Genomic DNA, 18,027 nt, shown 5'->3' with positions numbered 1-18,027 from the left:
TCACCCTACCTGGATACCAACTTAATAAAAAGATAGGGGAATTTCAAGAAGTAATTACTGAAAAAAACTTCGCAGCCGCAGGAATTGATACTTCCAAATCCTTGGCGGAAGTGGCAGAAGCCGCTGGTATTGGAGACGAGGAAATTAAAGCAGCAGCACAAGAGTTTGGCGCTGATTCTAACGTAGTCTCTCAGTTGTTAAACAGCAAAGGCGGCAATAGCAAAATGGTTATGCCAAAGGTTGATTTACCTGCCGAACTCAAGAAAGCAGAACAGGTAACAGCTCTTTCTCATCCCCGTTGGGGACAAATGTTTTTACCAACATATAGTAAGGTACAAGCAATCTTATCAGCAGAAGACTGGCAAAGTGTTCAAGGGGCGGAAAAACTAGTTCGCTACTATCTCGAAGATAAAAGTATTAATGCCTTCATTTGGCATCGATTAGCGCAACAATATCCAACTCAATTACAAAATGTGTTGCAAATAGTTCTGCAACGCCCAGAGTTTCACCTTGAAAGCGACTTGGATGTGCTTTTGCAAGAATTCCACAAACCGATTGAGCCAGAGCTACCAGATATTGCCAGTGTACCCATACATTTGCATAACTTATTTCAGGAAGCTTTAGGAGAAGTTAACAAATCTAAACCAAAGGGTAAAGGCCAAGCAAAGCCAGCAAAGGGTTTTCAACGAGGTTAGTAACTCACCGTTCGCGTAATAGCATTCATGCTCGAAACTAAATAACGCTTCGATTCGGTGTTAGCGCAGAATTTCTGTAGTTTCTTGTAAAAATTTTTTTGATGACATTTGGGAATGCCATAGCGATCGCCTGTTTGTGGAAAGCGTGTTTCTTTACATATCCCTTATTTCATCAAATTAATTCTCTATTAGGCGAACGGTACACAAAAAACCCCGACTTGATAGCCGAGGTGGATGGGAGAAGTCTAAATGTCGATGAGATATAGCGATACCGAAATCTGTTTTTATTAGTTAATACCAGTTAGGTAGTTAAGTTTAGTTATTGCTAAGTTATGTAAACAAATTTAACAGAAATATTACAAATAGTCAACTAGGCTTGACAAAAAATTCTGATAGCTACTACAAGAACTACTTATCAGTCAGAGTATAGGATTTTTTTAGAGATGGGGTAAACGCAATAGGCAAAATAAAACGGGTTACTGGCTAAGAAAGTGGGATGAAAATGAGAACCGATCTGCTTTAGAGTTAGAAAACTGAGGGATTAGCTGCATCAATCAAGGCAGTCGGAATTAAGCCAGAGATTTGAGAAGCTAGCTACTAGATCACCAAAGTCTTTACAATTCCTTTGTTAGCTCAAAAAGTATTTCTCGACCTATGACGAATCAAGCTCCTATTCCGGTTATTGTCAACGGTGCTGCTGGTAAAATGGGCCGTGAGGTGATTAAGGCAGTGGCGCAAGCGCCTGACTTAAACCTAGTGGGTGCAATTGACCACAGTTTGGAACATCAAGATAAAGACGCGGGAGAATTAGCGGGTTTAAGCGAACCCCTGGAAGTGCCAATTACCAATCAATTGGAACCGATGTTAGGGTATGTAGCTGGCGACAGACAGTCTCCTCCAGGGGTAATTGTAGACTTTACTCATCCCGATTCAGTTTATGACAATATTCGTAGTGCGATCGCCTACGGTATTCGTCCTGTAGTTGGAACCACTGGGTTAAGTCCAGAACAAATTCAAGACTTGGCAGACTTTGCCGACAAAGCTAGCACTGGTTGTCTAATTATTCCTAATTTTTCCATTGGTATGGTGCTGTTACAACAAGCCGCGATCGCAGCCTCCAAATATTTTGACCATGTGGAAATTATCGAACTGCATCACAATCAAAAAGCTGATGCTCCCAGTGGTACTGCCATTCAAACGGCGCAGTTACTAGGAGAATTGGGTAAAACTTTTAACCCTGCTCTTGTAAAAGAGACGGAGAAATTACCAGGGGCGAGGGGTAGTATAGCAGATGAAGGGATTAGAATTCATAGCGTGCGCTTGCCAGGACTGATTGCTCATCAAGAAGTTATTTTTGGCGCAGCAGGACAGATTTATACTTTACGACATGACACGAGCGATCGCGCTTGCTATATGCCAGGAGTGCTACTAGCGATTCGCAAAGTCTTAGCGCTAAAGTCGTTAGTATATGGATTAGAAAAGATACTTTAGACTTTAAATACACTATTCAGCATTCATCACTCAGCACTCATGTTAGTACCACTGACTCGCCAGAAATTTGAACAAGTTATCCCCCTAATTGCCACTGGTTTGCAGTACAAGTACTATTGGGGGAAGTTTTCAAATTTTTTGCAACGGCTGTTAATTTCTGTAGTTGCCATAGTTGTTCTATTGCTTGTGACAGTCATTTTTAAACTTGAGTTTGCTTCAATAGTATTTGTGCTGGGGGTAGTTAGCGCTTTTTTTTGGCTGTGGTATCCAGTGTTTCAAGCAAGTATGCGGAATTTGCAATGCCGCCGTTATAAGTATGGCGGCTTTTTCCGTGGTCGAGTCCTAGATTGGTGGATCACAGACCAGTTGATGGGGAAACAAGAGACAGTCAACAGCAAAGGCGAACTGGTAATTGTGGAAAACCGAGAAAAACAAATTAACTTAGAGGTGGGTGATGAAACAGGATTTACCATTGAGTTTGTAGCACCATTACGTCCTGCCCACAAAGTTATTACTCGCGGTCAAATTGCCGAAATGGTAGTGCTGTCAAATCGTGCAGATTTAAGCAGTATTGAACAATTCAGCGATATATACATTCCCAGTCGTGACCTGTGGATTAGTGATTATCCTTATCTGCGGCGGGATTTCTTTAACGAAGTCGGTCGTCGCTTGCGTGAAGACCAACAACAAAAACCGCGTCGTCGCCGTCGTAGAGACGAAGATTGAAAAAGAAGTCAAACAATTTTGGTTTTAGATTGACCCTATACCGTCGATGCGGAGGCTTGAATAAATAATTTTTAAATTTATTCTCGCGTTTAAATTCGGGGGGTTTAAACCTTTTTGAATTTTAAATCTTTCAATTGAAAATTTGCTGAAGGAGGTGGGATGATTTAATCAGTTTGCTAACGAGAGCATCCCGCTTTGATGATTTTCCCTTTTAAACGATAGGTAACAGATCCACAAGCAAAACCTAACAAATCAGACTCTGCATAAGTTTGCATAGGCGGATTTTGTTTATCTAGTCGCCATTTCCAATTGCCAGATATTTTTTCTAGAGTGGGATACTTTTTTAAAAACTGAGAAGCGGCTCCTTGTTCGGGACTACTTAACAAAAATATCAGGATATTCAGTGATTTTGAATGCTCTTTTGAATACAAAATACAATAGAGTTGACTTTCCTAGCTCCCCCGATTTCCATCTTGTCCATAAGCTTGCCAAGCCAAGTCTACCAATCCATCAACGATCGCAGCTGCTACAACTGCATTACCTTTGCGACTCTCAATTGTAATATGGGGCACTAAGGAGTCTTGTAAACGCGCTTTCGCTTCATCAACATTGACAAATCCTACTGGAGTCGCAATTATCAAAGCAGGTCTAATTTCCTCAGCCTCAATTAAATCAACTAGTGCTGTTAGTGCTGTTTGTGCTTGACCAATCACAAAAATGCCCTCTGGATAACGCTTTGCTAAGGTTTCGATTCCCCATGCTGCCCGAGTTTTTTCTTTTTGAGGGCGTGTCAGAGCTTCCATGCTGCAATACACCGGATTAGCAAAGGTGTTTTGAATCTCAGATGCAATACCTACTTGTACCATCGGGACATCTACTACAATCGTGGTACGCGCGGCTAGTGCTGCTGCTCCTGCTTGTAAGGCACGCTCAGAGAAACGAATCAAAGACTTATACTCAAAGTCAGCTGTAGAGTATATTACCCGCCGCACAATCTCATATTCTGCGGGTGAAAAGACATGATTTTCAATTTCATTATCAATGATTGCTAAACTTTGAGCATCAGTTACGTGCCATTCCATTTTTCTTGAGCTTTTTAAATATTAGCTTTCAGCTTATCAGCTTCAGGGATTTAGGAGTTAGGAGTTAGGAGTTAATTAAAAACTCATAACTCCTAACTCAGCACTTATAACTCATTACTAGAAGAAGGTCGGCTGAAAACAGGAGATAAGTAGGCAACCAAGACACCGATAATAAAGCCAGAGATATTGCGAACTAGAGGTAGCCAGTCGCTTGTACGTGTTACCACTGGGCCAATACCAAAGGCAATAAATAAGATCCCCCATAAAGGTGAGAAAATTAAAGCCCATTGCCAAGCAAAAACTTGTCCTTTCTCACGGGGTTGAGCTGCAAAGCCACAAATTATCCCACCAATAACTGAGGTAATCAAGGTGAGAATCCATTGCTCTCGTGGTAGTCCGGGAACAACATTGCAACCACCTTTGAGCAAACAGCCTTTAACAGATTCTAAAGCTTGCAGAATGGCTTGGTCTTCGCCTTGTTCGCGGACAAAGTACAAATTACCGAAGCGGGTTTGCAGTTCTATCCAGAATGTCCTGGGTAAAAGTTCATAAACAGCATCGCCGACGCTAAAACTGAGGATGTTACCGCCACGAGAATCGGCAACTAGTAAAATGCTTTTGTCATCCAAACCCCAATATTTTATAACTGCCCGGCCTGGGGTGCGGTCATACTGGGTCAATACTCGCAGTTTCCAGCCTGTATCGGCTTCAAACTGTTCTAAATCTTTGACAAGCTTTTCTTCTTGCAGCACAGGCAGAGATTTAGCTAAGTCTACAACTGGGGTAAAGGTGTCAGGGAGTAACTCAGGGTTGTCATAAGCCAGTGCTGGGGGAGAATTCATGACCCAAATTGACCCAGCCAGAAAAAAGACTGTAATAGATAGCAGAATTCGTCGCCAAAAACAAGATTGCATGGACGTTTTTATACAAATATCAACGGTAGAGGTGAACAAGTTGTTTTAAAAGAGTACGGGAAAAATGATAGTTCTTTACACTTGTTTACTTTACTCTAATCTAAGGGATCAAAGCAAAGCGTTTTTGGGAATAGGGCATTGGGGACAAGAGGCAGAGGGGAAAGAGATAATTTTTATTCTCCCCGTAGTCCCTAGTTCCCATAACCTATCCCCAATTCAATCTTCGTCATCAAAATTGGTTTCCCAGTTAGCAGCGTCGTCGTAACCTTCGTTAGCGCGGTATACTTCTGTTTTTATGCGGCGATTTTCTTGCCTTAGCACTTCTCGTTCTCGCAACGTTAGTGGTGGTTGTTCATTGCTTGGCAAGCGATCGCTATTTCGTCTCGTCGGTTTTGGGCGTGTGAAGTTTCTCCAAGCAGCTTTAGCGCCAACAAAGATGCTGCGTGTACTTACTTGCAGATTTTGAGCCTGAATTCTTGCACTATCAAGGCTTTGATCGACTTGTTTGGCTACTTTACTGGCACTTTTGACACCTTCACTAACATCATCAGTTAAGTCAGTTATTTCCAAACCAGTTACGCGAATAGCTTCTAGAGTGGGCGGTAACTCTTGTGAGAGTGTATCAAATAGCTTTTCTGCACTGCGAGCAGCGCGTGCTAACTCTTGCAAAGCGGGTATTGCCGCCACTAAAACCGCAGTCAAGCTTGTGGCGACTAGAAGTAAGGAGAGTCCCAACCAAAACAGGGGATCAATCACGGTAATGTCATTTATGAGCGTTCTAATGGCTGGGGAAGATAATCTGAGTCTTCAGGTGATGTTTGCCGCTGTAAGATTTGGCTTTCCTTTTGAGTGGCATCTACACCTGCTGCGATCGCTTCCCGTAATCGATCTAACGTCTCATCCCAGTTTCGTAGTGCGCTGGCAGAGAGACGATCTGCTTGGATTTGCACACTCGTTGATAAATCTTCTGCCAATTCTGGGATAGCATTGGCAGATTTCTTCAAGATTTTACGCGTTTCGCGCCCTGTACGTGGAGCCACGAGCAAACCGGTTAAAGCACCGATGGTAGCTCCCAGCATCAAACCGCCAATAAATACTCCAGAACGGTTATTAGACATATTGTTGTTTCTCTCCTTACACCTATTTTAGGTGTGTTTTCTCTCCTTGTAAGGCTCACCGATTTTATTCAGTTAATCTATCCTGACAAAATATCAGCCAAAAATGTTGCTTTTATTCATTAAACATTAAAACCATTAATTACTTATGATTCAAAACTCCCTGGGTTCCTTTCCCTCTGTATCTTTGTACCTTTGTGTCAGCCATAATTATAAATGTTCATGTGAACTTGACATAACTCATTTGGCAACAGTTCTTTTCCCGGATATTAACTCTAGCCTGCGAAAATAACGCTGCCAGATTTGCTGTCCTTGTAAAAGTAGACTGATAATTTGTCGCACTTGTTGGATTTGCATTTTTAGCGCTTGATTTTTCTGCCGTAAGTTATAAATATTTTCCTGGCTGAGATAAATATTTTCGGGTGCTTTATTTAATACTGTATGAGTACAACTTTCATAAACAGTTAACGTATCTGCTATGTATGCTAGCTGCTGCTTGAGTTGCCACACTCGCCAAGCCACATAGAGTAGTATCAACGAAATGAGGGTATTAACGAGGATAACTAAAATTACCATTGTTTATCTTCACCAATATCAGCTTTGAGGAATTGTTCTATATACTTGACTACGAATTTTAGATTTTAGATTTTTTTTGGGGATGAACCAAAAAATCGCCAATTCACCAATTTTGTAACAACTATATGCCCACACCTCGCAAAACCACAGCTACAATTGCCTTAGATTCATGACTCGGTTTGCGAAATCAACCCGTATGCTTAAAAAGCCACAGTTTTACTACGTTTCACTCCTTAACCTGATAATCCTAGTCAATTTGCGATCTTGGCGGCATCTAGGCACAATGGCATAGCCCCTTCAATATCCTGTGAGAGAACTGCACTCCTTATTGGAGGCTCCTCAGCATCGCCTTTATTATTGTGCTATTACCTCTACCAGTTTTCCAGTCTGTCGCGTGAAGTTCACTAACATTTTGCTTGCAAACCCTCGCCAGTGCTTCAAATTGCTGGATGTGCGGTGGAGACAAGGAAAGTGGAAAAGGAAAGAGTCTATTAATTCCTCTTCCCTTATACAATTTTCCTAGCCGATGGCTTGTCCCTCTTCCCTTAACCTTCTTTTTGAAGGCTTATCCCTGGTATTTCACTAATTCGTTACTAATAATGATTACTTTTTCTCTATATCCAGTAGAAGGTAAGGATGTCAAAAAAATTACCATCAACTAATTCCTTCCGAGCCATTTTAGTTGCTTTGACAATTGGATTTATTGGGTGTGGAAATCAAGCTGCAAGAACTGCATTCACTCAAACTACCACCCCGGTAAATGAGAACCTTCCTCAAGTTGTAGCAACAACAAGTGTACTATGTGATTTAACCAAGCAAGTTGCCGGGAATACAGTGAACCTCACCTGCTTAATTGACCCTAGTGCCGATCCTCATACTTATAAACCAAAGCCTGAAGATCGTAGAGCCATTGAGCAAGCTAATCTTATTCTCTATAGTGGCTATAATTTAGAACCAAATCTGATCAAATTAATTAAAGCCACTAAAAGCACTGTACCGAGAATAGCCGTTGGGCAACTTGCGGTATCTAAGCCACAAAAATTTCAGAAAGACGGCAAGAATTTAATTAATCCTCATCTGTGGCACAATACCAAGAATGCTATCAGAATGGTGGAGGTAATTAATAGTAATCTGAGAAAATTAGAATCTAGTGATGCAGAAACTTATAACAGCAATACCGAAAAAATTACAAATGAACTCACTCAGCTAGATAGTTGGATTAAGTCAAGAATTACGAGTATTCCTACCAAAAAACGTAAGTTAGTTACAACATCTAATGCACTGAGTTATTACGCTAAAGCATACGGTATTCCATTAGCAGGAGGATTACAAAGTATTAGTACTGACGAAAACTTAACAGCAACACGAATGAAAACTTTGGTTGCAAATATTAAACGAACTCAAGTCTCAACAATTTTTTCTGAAGCGGCAACTAACGAGAATTCACTTCAATCTGTAGCGAAAGCTGCTGAAGTTAAAATTTCTGATAGAAAGTTATATGTTGAGGGGATTGGTGAACCAGGAACCGAGGCAGATACTTATCAGAAAATGATGATCGCCAATACACGCACAATTGTAGAAGAATTAGGAGGAACATATTTAATGTTTCAAGCGAGAGCTGCTAATTAGTTACAATTTACATTAATGAATCAGATAAACCGAAGTTTTTTAGATTACAGTAAATTCGGTTTATCAGCCTCTTTTTTGAAGATGAGCAGATGAATGCTATTTGTCTTTTAATCTAATATCAATCACAGTTGCATTGAAGTTGTAATTAAAGCCTTCCAACTCAAATGGCATTCCAATTTTAACTTTACTGTTACCTAGAACTGGTCCATTGTCAGTAACCTGGGCTTTACCATCTAGAGTCAAAAGCAAATCTGTACTAAAATTGTTGGTTTTTGGATCTGGTAATTCTTTTACACTGCCATCAGGTTGGAAAACATTGACTGTTCTAGGTAGCTGTTGAATTGATTTAATTTCAATCTGCCCATAAGGTTGATTGCGGATAATCACATTAGTCTTTCCACCTTTTTTTAAACCTTGGTTAAATAATTGCTCAGGGTCACGGACATTCAAGCCACGAACTACTAAGTCTACTTCTATAGGTATTGTTTTCGCACCAACTTGGGCAACAGAACCAGAAGTTCCAGGAAAGACAAAGATGCCAAATATAACTAGCAGAATTACTAGGGCAGCACCTAAATCTAGAAGATTGATTTTGCCGAACAAGCGACCTTTTGAATCTAAAATAGCCATAAAAATTTTTCCGAGGTAATAGCGAAGTAACTGATTGTAGCAAGAAGGTTTTTGATGGAAACGGCAATTTTCCCTATTTGGTAATAACTCAAAGTGGCTAGGCATTGCGGTTATGCGACAGTTTATCACGAGTTCGTGCGATCGCTAACCCTCAAGCTTTTACCCATTAAGACTGATGCACCCAGAAAGTAATATCTCGTGTTTAAGCCTATCTCTAGAGGGAATCTCTAGACCCTCACAATTCGGTAGATTTGCTTAAGTATTAGCTGTATCACAACTCATTTGTTCTTGAGTTAAGAATGCAACTTAGAATACTTTAAATCCGTCTCATAATTTATCTCATCACTTTATGTTCTCCCGAAATAATCTTTAAAGCGTATTATGTTGAATTGGAAAGGTTTTGTTGCAAGTTACCGTGTGTGGCGGCGTAGCTGGTTTTATCCCCTAATTTCGGTGGTAGTCGCCCTGAGTTTGTGTCTGAGTACACCCTTGCCTGGAAGAACTTTAGACTTCTTGCCTCTTATATTGCAGGGAGTCCAGGTACTTCAGCTTTCTAATATATCCGATCGCCAGGAAACTGATATTGGCAAGCAGATTAATCAGCAAATACTGGGGGGTCAAGTCAAACTTTACCGGAATGCTGAAGTTAATCGCTATGTAGAACAAATTGGTCGGCGTTTAGCAGCTAATAGCGATCGCCCCAACCTTCCCTTCACCTTCCAAGTCGTTGAAGATGATGCGATTAATGCCTTTGCAACTTTAGGAGGCTATGTATATGTCCACACAGGTTTGCTGAAAACCGCAGACAATGAAGCGGAACTTGCAAGTGTCATCGCCCATGAGATTGGTCATATTGGTGGGAAGCACTTGGTTAAACAGATGCGGCAAAAGGCAGTCGCTAGTGGTTTAGCAACAGCAACTGGTTTAGATCGCAATACAGCAGTAAATATTGGTGTAGAACTTGCCTTGAATCGTCCTCGTAGTCGTCAAGATGAATTTGATGCCGATCAAAGAGGGCTACGAACCTTGACACGCGCTGGGTATGCCCAGTCTGGGATGGTTTCTTTTATGCAAAAGCTACTGAAAAAGGGTGGTTCTACTCCGACATTTTTGAGTACACACCCCGGAACTAGCGATCGCATTGAAGGTCTTAGACGCGCAATCAATTCCCAACCTAGTAATGCAAATTATGGGCTGGATAATGCTAGTTATAAAGCTAATATTCGACCTTTGGTAAGGTCTTGACGGAATGGGGAACTTGTACTGAGCGCAGCCGTTCGCGTAGCGTCTCGCTGAGAAGTATGGGGAATGGGGAATTGGGCATTGCTTATTCCCCTTATCTCCCTCATCTTCCACATCTTTCCCTCCGCCTCATCTCAAATATTGTTTAATTTTTATTGCGGCGATCGACTTTGATTTTGCCTGGATTAACGGTAATTACAGCCTCTTCTAAAGGCAGGGCACGGATATAATTTTTAAAAATGTTAACTTGATAAACTAGGTTATTCGTGACATCTAGTGCGGTCAACCAGCCACTCCGGGGATGATAAGCGCCAGTATCTATGTCTAGCCATCCCTGTCCTTGTGCCAGTTTCCCAGGAGAAACACCAGGCAGAGTAAAAGTAATTGTGTGACCGATGATAATAAGCTTATCTGGAAAGTAAGGTTTTTCGATGCTGTGAAATTCCTCTCGTATCCAGCACAGTTGATCGGCAGTTTGTTCTGTCACCGACTTAGAAGGGTCAACACCAGCATGAGTTAACCAAATATCCCCCAAGTCGAGATATGTAGGCAAACTCTTGAACCAATCCAGATGGTCATCGGGGATTGAAGCCTCGTGGTAACTGGCTACGGTAGCTTGCCCTCCACTGTACAACCATGCTTGCATCGTCGGGGAGGAAGTTCTTTCATTAGTCAGAATGTTTAATAACATCTGCTCATGATTTCCCAGCAAACATGGGTAGTTATGTCGTTTGACAAAATTAACTACTTGTGAGCTATGAGGCCCGCGATCAATTAAGTCTCCCAAAAAATAGATTTGATCATCTGACGTGGGGGCGATCGCCTCCAACAAAGTCATCAAACCTTCATAGTGCCCATGTACATCCCCAATTACTATTCGTCTGGGGCTAGTTTCGCTCATTGTCTCTTAGCTTCAATAGTTTTGCTAATACTTCTGCTACAGTTTAAGCTGTCTGGTTTCCGTAATGAAAGGTAAAAATACTGAACTAAGTTTTATTTTAATTTAATTATTATTCCAGAAATAAATATTATTAATGATGATAAACATAGAGTAGTATGGATAGTCTTTACTGCTAGTAAAGAAAATTAGCAAATTCCACTCGCGTTAGCTTAAAATCTAAGCTGTTGCTGTATTTCTAACTTTTTACCTCAACAATGTCTAAAGATTTTTCTGCTGAGATTAGTTCGCGCATCTGCCAGCACATGAATGACGATCATGCTGATGCCATAGTTCTTTATGCTAAAACTTTTGGTGGTGTAACAGATGCGATCGCAGCAAAAATGTTGTCAATTGATGCACAAGGTATGGATTTGACAGCACAAGTCAATGGTGAAGCTGTACCAGTTCGCATTCAGTTTGATCATGTTTTAGTGGATGCAGAAGATGCTCATCAAACTCTCATTGCAATGGTGAAGCAGGCGCGGGTAAATGCAAAGTAGAAATTTGGAACTCCCTAAAGACCGCCATTGCGCTTCATGTTAGCTGTCACCCAGAGATAGCTACCTCTTCCTTGACTACTGCGGTATGAGGCTGGGTTTGAATAATTTCAAACTTCCAGTCTGAAGAATAATCAGGTAAATCATAGCCAACACTCTTAACATGAGCCAGCATCAACTCATCGCGTTGGTGCCAAACAGCAAATATGCTTTCCCTGCCATCATCAAGCGTTTCTAGGTCGATTTTATAAACCTCATTTACCCGTTTTAGTTTCAAGCCCAACAAATTTAAGAGTCGGCTGAGTATTTTTATTGCCGAAACCTGCTCTTTTTCTCCGACTAAATTAATACCAAGCGCCCTTTTAATATGCTTACTATGCTGAAAAACAATATTTTTAAGCATTATTAAATCTGGATTACTCTCGGTAAACTCTCGTTCTGGTTCGAGAAATTGAAGCATTCCTAACGCTCTCATTGCTTCAACTTTGAGCGTGTAAGTTTTTAAATCTGGTAGAAAAACTTTCCCTTCACCCCAAGACAATTGCTGATGCCATTCTTGTTGATCTCTGATGTGAAAATACTCGCTTTCGTGAGTTAGATAATAATGAATTAACAATTGACGATAATATCCTTGTTCATCTTGCAATTTCAGCCAAGGAGTAACTTCTACACCATACCTTTGTCTGAGAACATATTTATTAATTTGGTTGCGTTCTCCATCAGTTAGAGAATGCTTCACTAATAGTTGCTCATATTCTACATAATCGATATCATTAGCATTAGCTACAGCCGTGGCTACTGATAGTTGATTTTGCTGCTTAATATCTTTAATTTTGCGTTTAATTTCTTTAGCCTTTTGACGGCTTTGCGCCCAATCTTTTTGAACTTTGACAATTTCTAAAACTAATCTTCTGCGGGTAGCTAAATCATCGGCATCAGTTGCCAAAAATGCCAGCCGTAAATCTCGAATAATATTATTATGAACAGCATTACTCCGCATCTGAATTTGATGCCCATCAGCAATCAAACCATCTTGCATCGATTGACGATAGAGGCGGATAGAAGCATTTACCCGTGCAGATAACTTGGCCCAAGTTCGCAAATGAATTGGGTCATGAACTAAAGGTAAATCGACATCTATTTTGTGTAGTGGACTAAGCAACGCTAAGTTTTCTTTTTGATTTTCTTGATACCAATCAGATAGCAAGCGATAATTTGTACTACCACTACCAATTAAGCCAATACCTCGTTTCGCACACCAGACAACACGCGGCACATCATCTCGCACTCTCGCTAATGCTTGTCTTGCTTCCGAGTCAGGAATTACCCCTTGAAAAATGCCATAAACTCGGTCGAAATGTTGGACATCAATACTAATTCCTGTACCCAGGCTAGGCGTAACAAAAACGCCATCATATTCAGAGATTTTTTGATTGATTGCTGCAATAAAATCAACGGCTGCGTGTCCAGGTGTGTTTGTAGTGTGGCTACTAACTACCAAAGTTTTAGGAAATTGCCGTCGTAATTTTTGTAAGCGTTCTTTCAAATAACGTTCGATTGTTTCACAACTGTAACGCCCAGCTCGACTATCGGTAGTAACATAACATTTACGTCCAGCAAGTAAATCTAATTCTAGTTGGTGAATTAGCGGTGTTGGGTTCGGCGAATCGTAAAAAGTTACATCCCAACCTTGTTGAGGCTTCCATTGGTTGAGAACTACCCAAGGCGTTAATTTAATTCCTGCTAATCCCTGTAGATATTCAATTGATACATCTGATAAATCAGCATCTTGGGCAATTACTAAACCCCCAGTTGTTAAAACTGTGGAAATTAGTTGCTGGAATAATCTTAATATTTTTACACGTTTATGTTTACAAGTATTACTGTTTAGTAGATGCCACAAAGATTGCTCTACTTCATCTAAAATTATTATTGCCCCGTGCCAATTTTCAGGATTAAGTTTCCAAATGGAATCAACGCACAGTCCAAGGGATTGCTGTGGAGAGAGTGAACGCAGGATGGGAGGAGCGGGGGTAAGTGTTTTATTAATCCTTTTATCCCTATCTTCTTTATGCGTTCCCCATTGAATACCAATTTTTTCGCACAAAAATCGTCCTAGTAAAATTCTGTGAGTAATTAATAAAACGGGTTGATTTCTAATTTTTGCTTGCTGAACAACGGCTTGCAGTGCTGTAGTTTTACCTGTTCCTTTTGCAGACTTGACTCCTACTAATCCAGAAGTTGGAAAGGGGATTTCACCTATAAAAGGTCGATTCAAGGTGAGAGCAGCAGGAATAGTTAACTCAGTATGGGGTTTTGTTTGAGCAAGATAAATTTCTAAATCAACACTTTGCCGATAAATTTTCTCGAAACTAGTTGCACCTTTCGCAACAATAAACTCATCAACCCCTTTTTCTATTCCTGGAAGTTCGATAACTTTAACAGGGCAATTTTCTTGCTGGAATAAACAACCAAGTTGAGAAATAGCATTATTTACAGCAGCAATTGTTTTAGGTTGAGTTTCAAAATCAAAACAAATATAAAAGCTACGCTTTGTAATTGCAAACGCTGCTAAGTCAGGAATTAGCTGACGACGGGTAACCTTGCCAAATTCATCTTTAACAACCCGATAACCACTGGTAATTCCGGGAATAGCAATAGCTGCATATCCTTGTGTCAACAGCGTTGCTGCTTTTTTCACACCCTCGCAGAGAATCAGGGGAATGTTATGTTGCATCACCCATTGCCAAAAGCCTCTAGCTTCACCATCAGCAGTAATGGTGATATTTTCAGGCATGACCAGATTGTAACGTCCAGCGACTTGCTGCCACACTTGCAGCGTTACCCGCAAACAAAATACCCGCGTTGGGGTGCTGGGGGGATGCTCGTATTTGATGGACTTAGCATTGTGATTCTGTCGGGGTTGGTTTGGTTTAAAGCATCCCCATTCCATCATTTGCCAATTATTCAAAGGGTCTAGTCCCGAACACCACCAACCCCCTTCAGTAACATGAGCATAACGCTGCAACCAGCCAGCTTTCACCATTCCGGTATTGGTGCGGGGGAGTAGCTCAGAAATCAACAGGTACTCATAAGCAGTTACGCCTTGGAGCGACCTAAAATTGAGTTGCACTAAGTGTAAGTCTATACCACTACTCTTGACTAATTCCTCAAGGTGTTGGGGGTGTAAATAGTGCAGATGCATAGGGAAAGACCCGGAGAGAAGACGATGAGATTAAAACATTAGCACGCATCTGTTTTTTTTCTATAAGCGAGATTGCTAGGCTTTTATGATGCTTTTTTTACTTCGTCACGGGAGACACATCGGTTAAGCCTCTAGTAGGTTATTCTGCCTATTAGATCCCCAAAGTAATAATTTTGTATTGTGATATTTGTTCTATTTTAATTTTTATTTATCAGTAAATCTCTGCGCTAAGGAATGCGATCGCTTTAGGGTAACATCTTCATGTACTTCAGCAAAAACTTTGTACTGAGTATCCACCTGCGATCGCGCCTCATGTTTAGTATGTGGCATATTTCAATGAATCAAATTAGGTAGGGGCAATTAATGAATTACCCCTACCGCTTTTAGTTTTGCGAAAGTTTTAACTTTTACTCAAGTAGTACGGTAACTTAAAAAGCTGATTGGAGGTAAAATAGACAACAACGTTTTAAGAAAAGTTCAATCTACTTTATAAACCCTTTGCTTTTAGTTACGAATGTAGGAAATATGGCTTTGTGTTTTTCAATTTTACCGTGTGCTTGTTTCATTACTGGCTATTTTTTATTAAAAAAAAGTAATAATGAAATCTCGCATTTAGTAGCTGTATTTGCAGCTATTAGCCTAATTTTGGGTTTAATATTAGCTCCCTGGCAGATTTTACTTATACTATTAATTCTTATTCTTATCAGTAGAAGCTCCGAATACTATACAAGCAAGGTAGTCAGCAGCGAAATTCAATATCCACAAGAGCCAGTTACCAAGTCTGAACCAGATTATAACTTAATCTACCGTGGGGCTTCCTATCGTCCTGACCTTGATGCCAAATCAAATGCAGAAACGATACCATTAGTAACCCCTAAATTGATTTTTCGGGGATGTACTTATTTTGTTTGCGCTGATCCTAATACCCAATCGGCTGGAATAATTACACCACCAGTAACCTATAAATTGAGCTTTAGGGGAAGCAGCTATTCTATAAACAAAAATGCACACAGAGAAATTAAATAGCTAACAATATAACAAAAGTAGCTCAAATTATGTGTAAAGCCATACCTAATTCAAAGCTGGCAAAAAACTATATTGAACTGATATGACTACAGTTGTCCTGAGTAATACTACTAAAAAATCGGGTTCTTCAGTACCTGTTATGCCAAATTATTAATTAAACATCAAAAATAGACTTTAAAATGCAAGTTTAGAACGCTTCAGTCCCAAGAATGTCCTAAAGTGTTAAAAACAATGCCTGCCTTTGTTGTGCAGCAATGGTTTCAGCTTTTTAGCATATTAATTTAGCATACTAAGTACTGAAGAGCCAAAAATCGTTTCGCTGAAACATCAGCGAAACGATTAAAGTTAATCTCAAAATTAAAAATAGCTAACCTGCTAAATTAAGCCCCGACAGCTTCCTTCGCGGCGTACAACACCTCAGCGTTGATTTCTTTGAAACCGCGATCGCGGGCAAATTTCTCAGTATTTCGCTTCACTTTACCGCGAACAAATCCAGGAATCTTATTCAATTCTGCTTGACCATCTTTTGTCCAATTCAAATCAGAATCAGCAGAAATTCCCCTAGTAATTACTTCTTTGGTATCGTGACCACCGAAGATTTCTAATAGGTGATCTTCCATTCCCAAAGTGAAGGAATTGTAGATTAAATCTGTAATCTGATTAGTACCTTCGTAACCCATAAATGGTTTGTAACCAATGGGGAAATTTTGGACGTGGATTGGTGCAGCAATTACGCCGCAGGGGATATCCAAACGCTTACCAACATGGCGTTCCATTTGGGTGCCGAAAATGGCAGAGGGTTCGACACGAGCGATCGCATCCCCAATTTCACCATGATCTTCGGAGATTAGCACTTCATCGCAATACTCGCTCACCTGTTCGCGGAACCAATCCGCATCATATTTGCAGTAGGTTCCAGCCCAAACAACATGAATCCCCATTTCTCGCGCCAGAATCTTGGTAATAGCGGCGGCGTGGGTATTGTCACCAAAAACCACAGCTTTTTTGCCAGTCAAGTTTTGACAGTCAATTGAACGGGAGAACCAAGCAGCTTGAGAAACATGGAGAGTTTGCTCATTGATGAAGTTTTCATAGTCAACTTCTGCACCTTGAGCGTTAATTACCTGCTGAATCTTGCGAATACAACGGGCAGTTTCCACTACGCCCATTGGAGTAATGTCTATATAAGGTGTGCCAAATTGTTCTTCCAGGTAACGTGCTGTGGTCAAACCGAGTTCACGGTAAGGCACCAGGTTAAACCAGGCTTGGGACATCTTTTTCAAGTCATTTACCGAAGCACCTTCGGGAATTAAGGTATTTACCTCAATTCCCAAGTCAGCCATCAGCCGTTTGAGTTCGGTGCAGTCGTGATTGTTGTGGAAACCAAGGGTGGTAGTACCGATAATGTTAACCGAGGGCTTTGCAGTTTTACCCTCTGGTAATTCGCCCCGCTTCCGCGCTTTTTCAATGTAGTATTGGACGATTTGATCCAGAGTGCGATCGGCCGCTTGCAGTTCGTTGTAGCGGTAGTGGTTCACGTCCGCCAGCATTACGTCTCCTTTGGCTTCCAACTGCGCCCGTTCGACAAAGTTGTGCAGGTCTTCTTGCAAAATGCTGGAGGTGCAAGTGGGAGTTAACACAATCAGATCGGGGTGTTCCTCGGCATCTTTGCGGACGATGTTATCTACCACCTTCTCTTGGGAACCACGCGCCAAAACGTTGCGGTCAACAACACTGGTTGTCACTGGAGTGAAATCCCTCTCCCGCGATAGCATTGAGCGCATGACGTTAAAGTAGTCATCGCCAATGGGGGCGTGCATGATCGCATGGACATTTTTAAAAGAACTAGCGATTCGCAGAGTGCCGATGTGGGCTGGGCCTGCATACATCCAGTAAGCCAATTTCATGTTTGTGTTCTCCCTTTTCAACAGAAATAACACGGAGTCCGATAAGAATGGACTATAAGTGCTTGATTATTATTAAATCGTTTCTGATTGTCTCAAAACTTGTATCCCTAATGAAGTGAAGAGTTGTAAGGGTTTATCTGGAGTTCACAGGCTTAGGCATACCTCAAACCTGCTTACTGATTGGGATGTAGCTGCTGATTTTAACAACATGGCTGTTGTTTTATTTAAATAAATCTTAATTTTTCGGTAAGTTTGTTTTCAATTTGGGGTGGGGTGCTGGAAAAGAATGCAGAATACAGAAGTCAGAATCAAGCAGGTATACAGCCATTGATTTTCCAACTATTCTGAATTC

Annotated in this window: 19 protein-coding genes (1 of these 19 only partly in view); 8 read left to right on the top strand and 11 right to left on the bottom strand. The window is 40.8% G+C overall.

Annotation, left to right across the window (positions count from 1 at the left end; genetic code table 11):
• The 4 genes from ACFFRD_RS09195 to ACFFRD_RS09180 all read left to right on the top strand — a co-directional run.
• On the top strand, positions 1–695 hold the 3' portion of the coding sequence (locus ACFFRD_RS09195; protein WP_392481235.1) for a hypothetical protein. The gene continues 640 nt to the left of window position 1, outside the view; only the last 695 of its 1,335 coding nucleotides appear in the window; its start codon lies beyond the left edge, outside the window; the stop codon is at positions 693–695.
• 101 nt (positions 696–796) lie between these two features.
• Complete coding sequence (locus ACFFRD_RS09190) at positions 797–961, top strand: hypothetical protein (RefSeq protein ID WP_159402510.1); 165 nt, start codon at positions 797–799, stop codon at positions 959–961.
• 388 nt (positions 962–1,349) lie between these two features.
• Positions 1,350–2,186, top strand: coding sequence for a 4-hydroxy-tetrahydrodipicolinate reductase (dapB, locus tag ACFFRD_RS09185; protein ID WP_392481234.1), 837 nt, complete (start codon positions 1,350–1,352; stop codon positions 2,184–2,186).
• A gap of 39 nt (positions 2,187–2,225) precedes the next feature.
• Complete coding sequence (locus ACFFRD_RS09180) at positions 2,226–2,912, top strand: phosphate ABC transporter permease (protein ID WP_163935561.1); 687 nt, start codon at positions 2,226–2,228, stop codon at positions 2,910–2,912.
• Positions 2,913–3,088: 176 nt separating this feature from the next.
• Here the strand turns inward: ACFFRD_RS09180 and ACFFRD_RS09175 are convergent, their stop codons facing one another.
• The 6 genes from ACFFRD_RS09175 to ACFFRD_RS09150 form a co-directional block, all read right to left on the bottom strand.
• A complete protein-coding gene (locus tag ACFFRD_RS09175; RefSeq protein WP_392481233.1) occupies positions 3,089–3,298 on the bottom strand; it encodes a hypothetical protein in 210 nt (69 codons plus the stop codon).
• Between the two features lie 66 nt (positions 3,299–3,364).
• Entirely contained in the window at positions 3,365–3,994 is a 630-nt protein-coding gene (locus ACFFRD_RS09170; RefSeq protein ID WP_114084626.1) for a precorrin-8X methylmutase, read from the bottom strand.
• A gap of 104 nt (positions 3,995–4,098) precedes the next feature.
• On the bottom strand, positions 4,099–4,908 hold the full coding sequence (locus ACFFRD_RS09165) for a TPM domain-containing protein (RefSeq protein ID WP_114084627.1): 810 nt from the start codon (positions 4,906–4,908) through the stop codon (positions 4,099–4,101).
• Between the two features lie 216 nt (positions 4,909–5,124).
• Positions 5,125–5,664, bottom strand: coding sequence for a DUF948 domain-containing protein (locus ACFFRD_RS09160; protein ID WP_392481232.1), 540 nt, complete (start codon positions 5,662–5,664; stop codon positions 5,125–5,127).
• An 11-nt stretch (positions 5,665–5,675) separates the two neighbouring features.
• On the bottom strand, positions 5,676–6,026 hold the full coding sequence (locus tag ACFFRD_RS09155) for a YtxH domain-containing protein (RefSeq protein WP_114084629.1): 351 nt from the start codon (positions 6,024–6,026) through the stop codon (positions 5,676–5,678).
• A 237-nt stretch (positions 6,027–6,263) separates the two neighbouring features.
• Positions 6,264–6,599, bottom strand: a complete 336-nt coding sequence (locus tag ACFFRD_RS09150; RefSeq protein WP_012411224.1) for a hypothetical protein — start codon at positions 6,597–6,599, stop codon at positions 6,264–6,266.
• Positions 6,600–7,235: 636 nt separating this feature from the next.
• Here ACFFRD_RS09150 and ACFFRD_RS09145 point away from each other — a divergent pair.
• Complete coding sequence (locus ACFFRD_RS09145) at positions 7,236–8,228, top strand: metal ABC transporter solute-binding protein, Zn/Mn family (RefSeq protein WP_392481231.1); 993 nt, start codon at positions 7,236–7,238, stop codon at positions 8,226–8,228.
• 96 nt (positions 8,229–8,324) lie between these two features.
• Here the strand turns inward: ACFFRD_RS09145 and ACFFRD_RS09140 are convergent, their stop codons facing one another.
• Positions 8,325–8,858, bottom strand: a complete 534-nt coding sequence (locus ACFFRD_RS09140; RefSeq protein ID WP_114084633.1) for a DUF4330 domain-containing protein — start codon at positions 8,856–8,858, stop codon at positions 8,325–8,327.
• 381 nt (positions 8,859–9,239) lie between these two features.
• Between ACFFRD_RS09140 and ACFFRD_RS09135 the strand changes: the two genes are divergently transcribed.
• Positions 9,240–10,103: a M48 family metallopeptidase gene (locus ACFFRD_RS09135; RefSeq protein WP_114084634.1), complete on the top strand. Its 864-nt coding sequence runs from the start codon at positions 9,240–9,242 to the stop codon at positions 10,101–10,103.
• Positions 10,104–10,245: 142 nt separating this feature from the next.
• On the opposite strand, the gene ACFFRD_RS09130 is transcribed toward ACFFRD_RS09135, so the two are convergent.
• Positions 10,246–11,001, bottom strand: a complete 756-nt coding sequence (locus tag ACFFRD_RS09130; RefSeq protein ID WP_392481230.1) for a metallophosphoesterase family protein — start codon at positions 10,999–11,001, stop codon at positions 10,246–10,248.
• Between the two features lie 254 nt (positions 11,002–11,255).
• Between ACFFRD_RS09130 and ACFFRD_RS09125 the strand changes: the two genes are divergently transcribed.
• The gene (locus ACFFRD_RS09125; protein ID WP_114084636.1) at positions 11,256–11,540 is read left to right on the top strand and encodes a DUF2470 domain-containing protein; all 285 of its coding nucleotides are present in this window, start codon (positions 11,256–11,258) and stop codon (positions 11,538–11,540) included.
• A 46-nt stretch (positions 11,541–11,586) separates the two neighbouring features.
• On the opposite strand, the gene ACFFRD_RS09120 is transcribed toward ACFFRD_RS09125, so the two are convergent.
• Together ACFFRD_RS09120 and ACFFRD_RS09115 are read right to left on the bottom strand one after the other, a co-directional pair.
• A complete protein-coding gene (locus tag ACFFRD_RS09120; RefSeq protein WP_392481229.1) occupies positions 11,587–14,742 on the bottom strand; it encodes a plasmid replication protein, CyRepA1 family in 3,156 nt (1,051 codons plus the stop codon).
• A 204-nt stretch (positions 14,743–14,946) separates the two neighbouring features.
• Positions 14,947–15,072, bottom strand: a complete 126-nt coding sequence (locus ACFFRD_RS09115) for a hypothetical protein (protein ID WP_392481228.1) — start codon at positions 15,070–15,072, stop codon at positions 14,947–14,949.
• Positions 15,073–15,240: 168 nt separating this feature from the next.
• Here ACFFRD_RS09115 and ACFFRD_RS09110 point away from each other — a divergent pair, with 168 nt between their 5' ends.
• The gene (locus tag ACFFRD_RS09110; protein WP_392481227.1) at positions 15,241–15,768 is read left to right on the top strand and encodes a hypothetical protein; all 528 of its coding nucleotides are present in this window, start codon (positions 15,241–15,243) and stop codon (positions 15,766–15,768) included.
• A gap of 380 nt (positions 15,769–16,148) precedes the next feature.
• Here ACFFRD_RS09110 and bchB read toward each other — a convergent pair whose 3' ends face one another.
• Positions 16,149–17,675: a ferredoxin:protochlorophyllide reductase (ATP-dependent) subunit B gene (gene bchB / locus ACFFRD_RS09105; RefSeq protein ID WP_069067799.1), complete on the bottom strand. Its 1,527-nt coding sequence runs from the start codon at positions 17,673–17,675 to the stop codon at positions 16,149–16,151.
• Between the last annotated feature and the right edge of the window lie 352 nt (positions 17,676–18,027).

The organism is Nostoc sp. C110, from assembly GCF_043099725.1.
Classification (GTDB): Bacteria; Cyanobacteriota; Cyanobacteriia; order Cyanobacteriales; family Nostocaceae; genus Nostoc; species Nostoc muscorum_A.
This window is presented reverse-complemented; position numbering and strand designations above follow the sequence as displayed.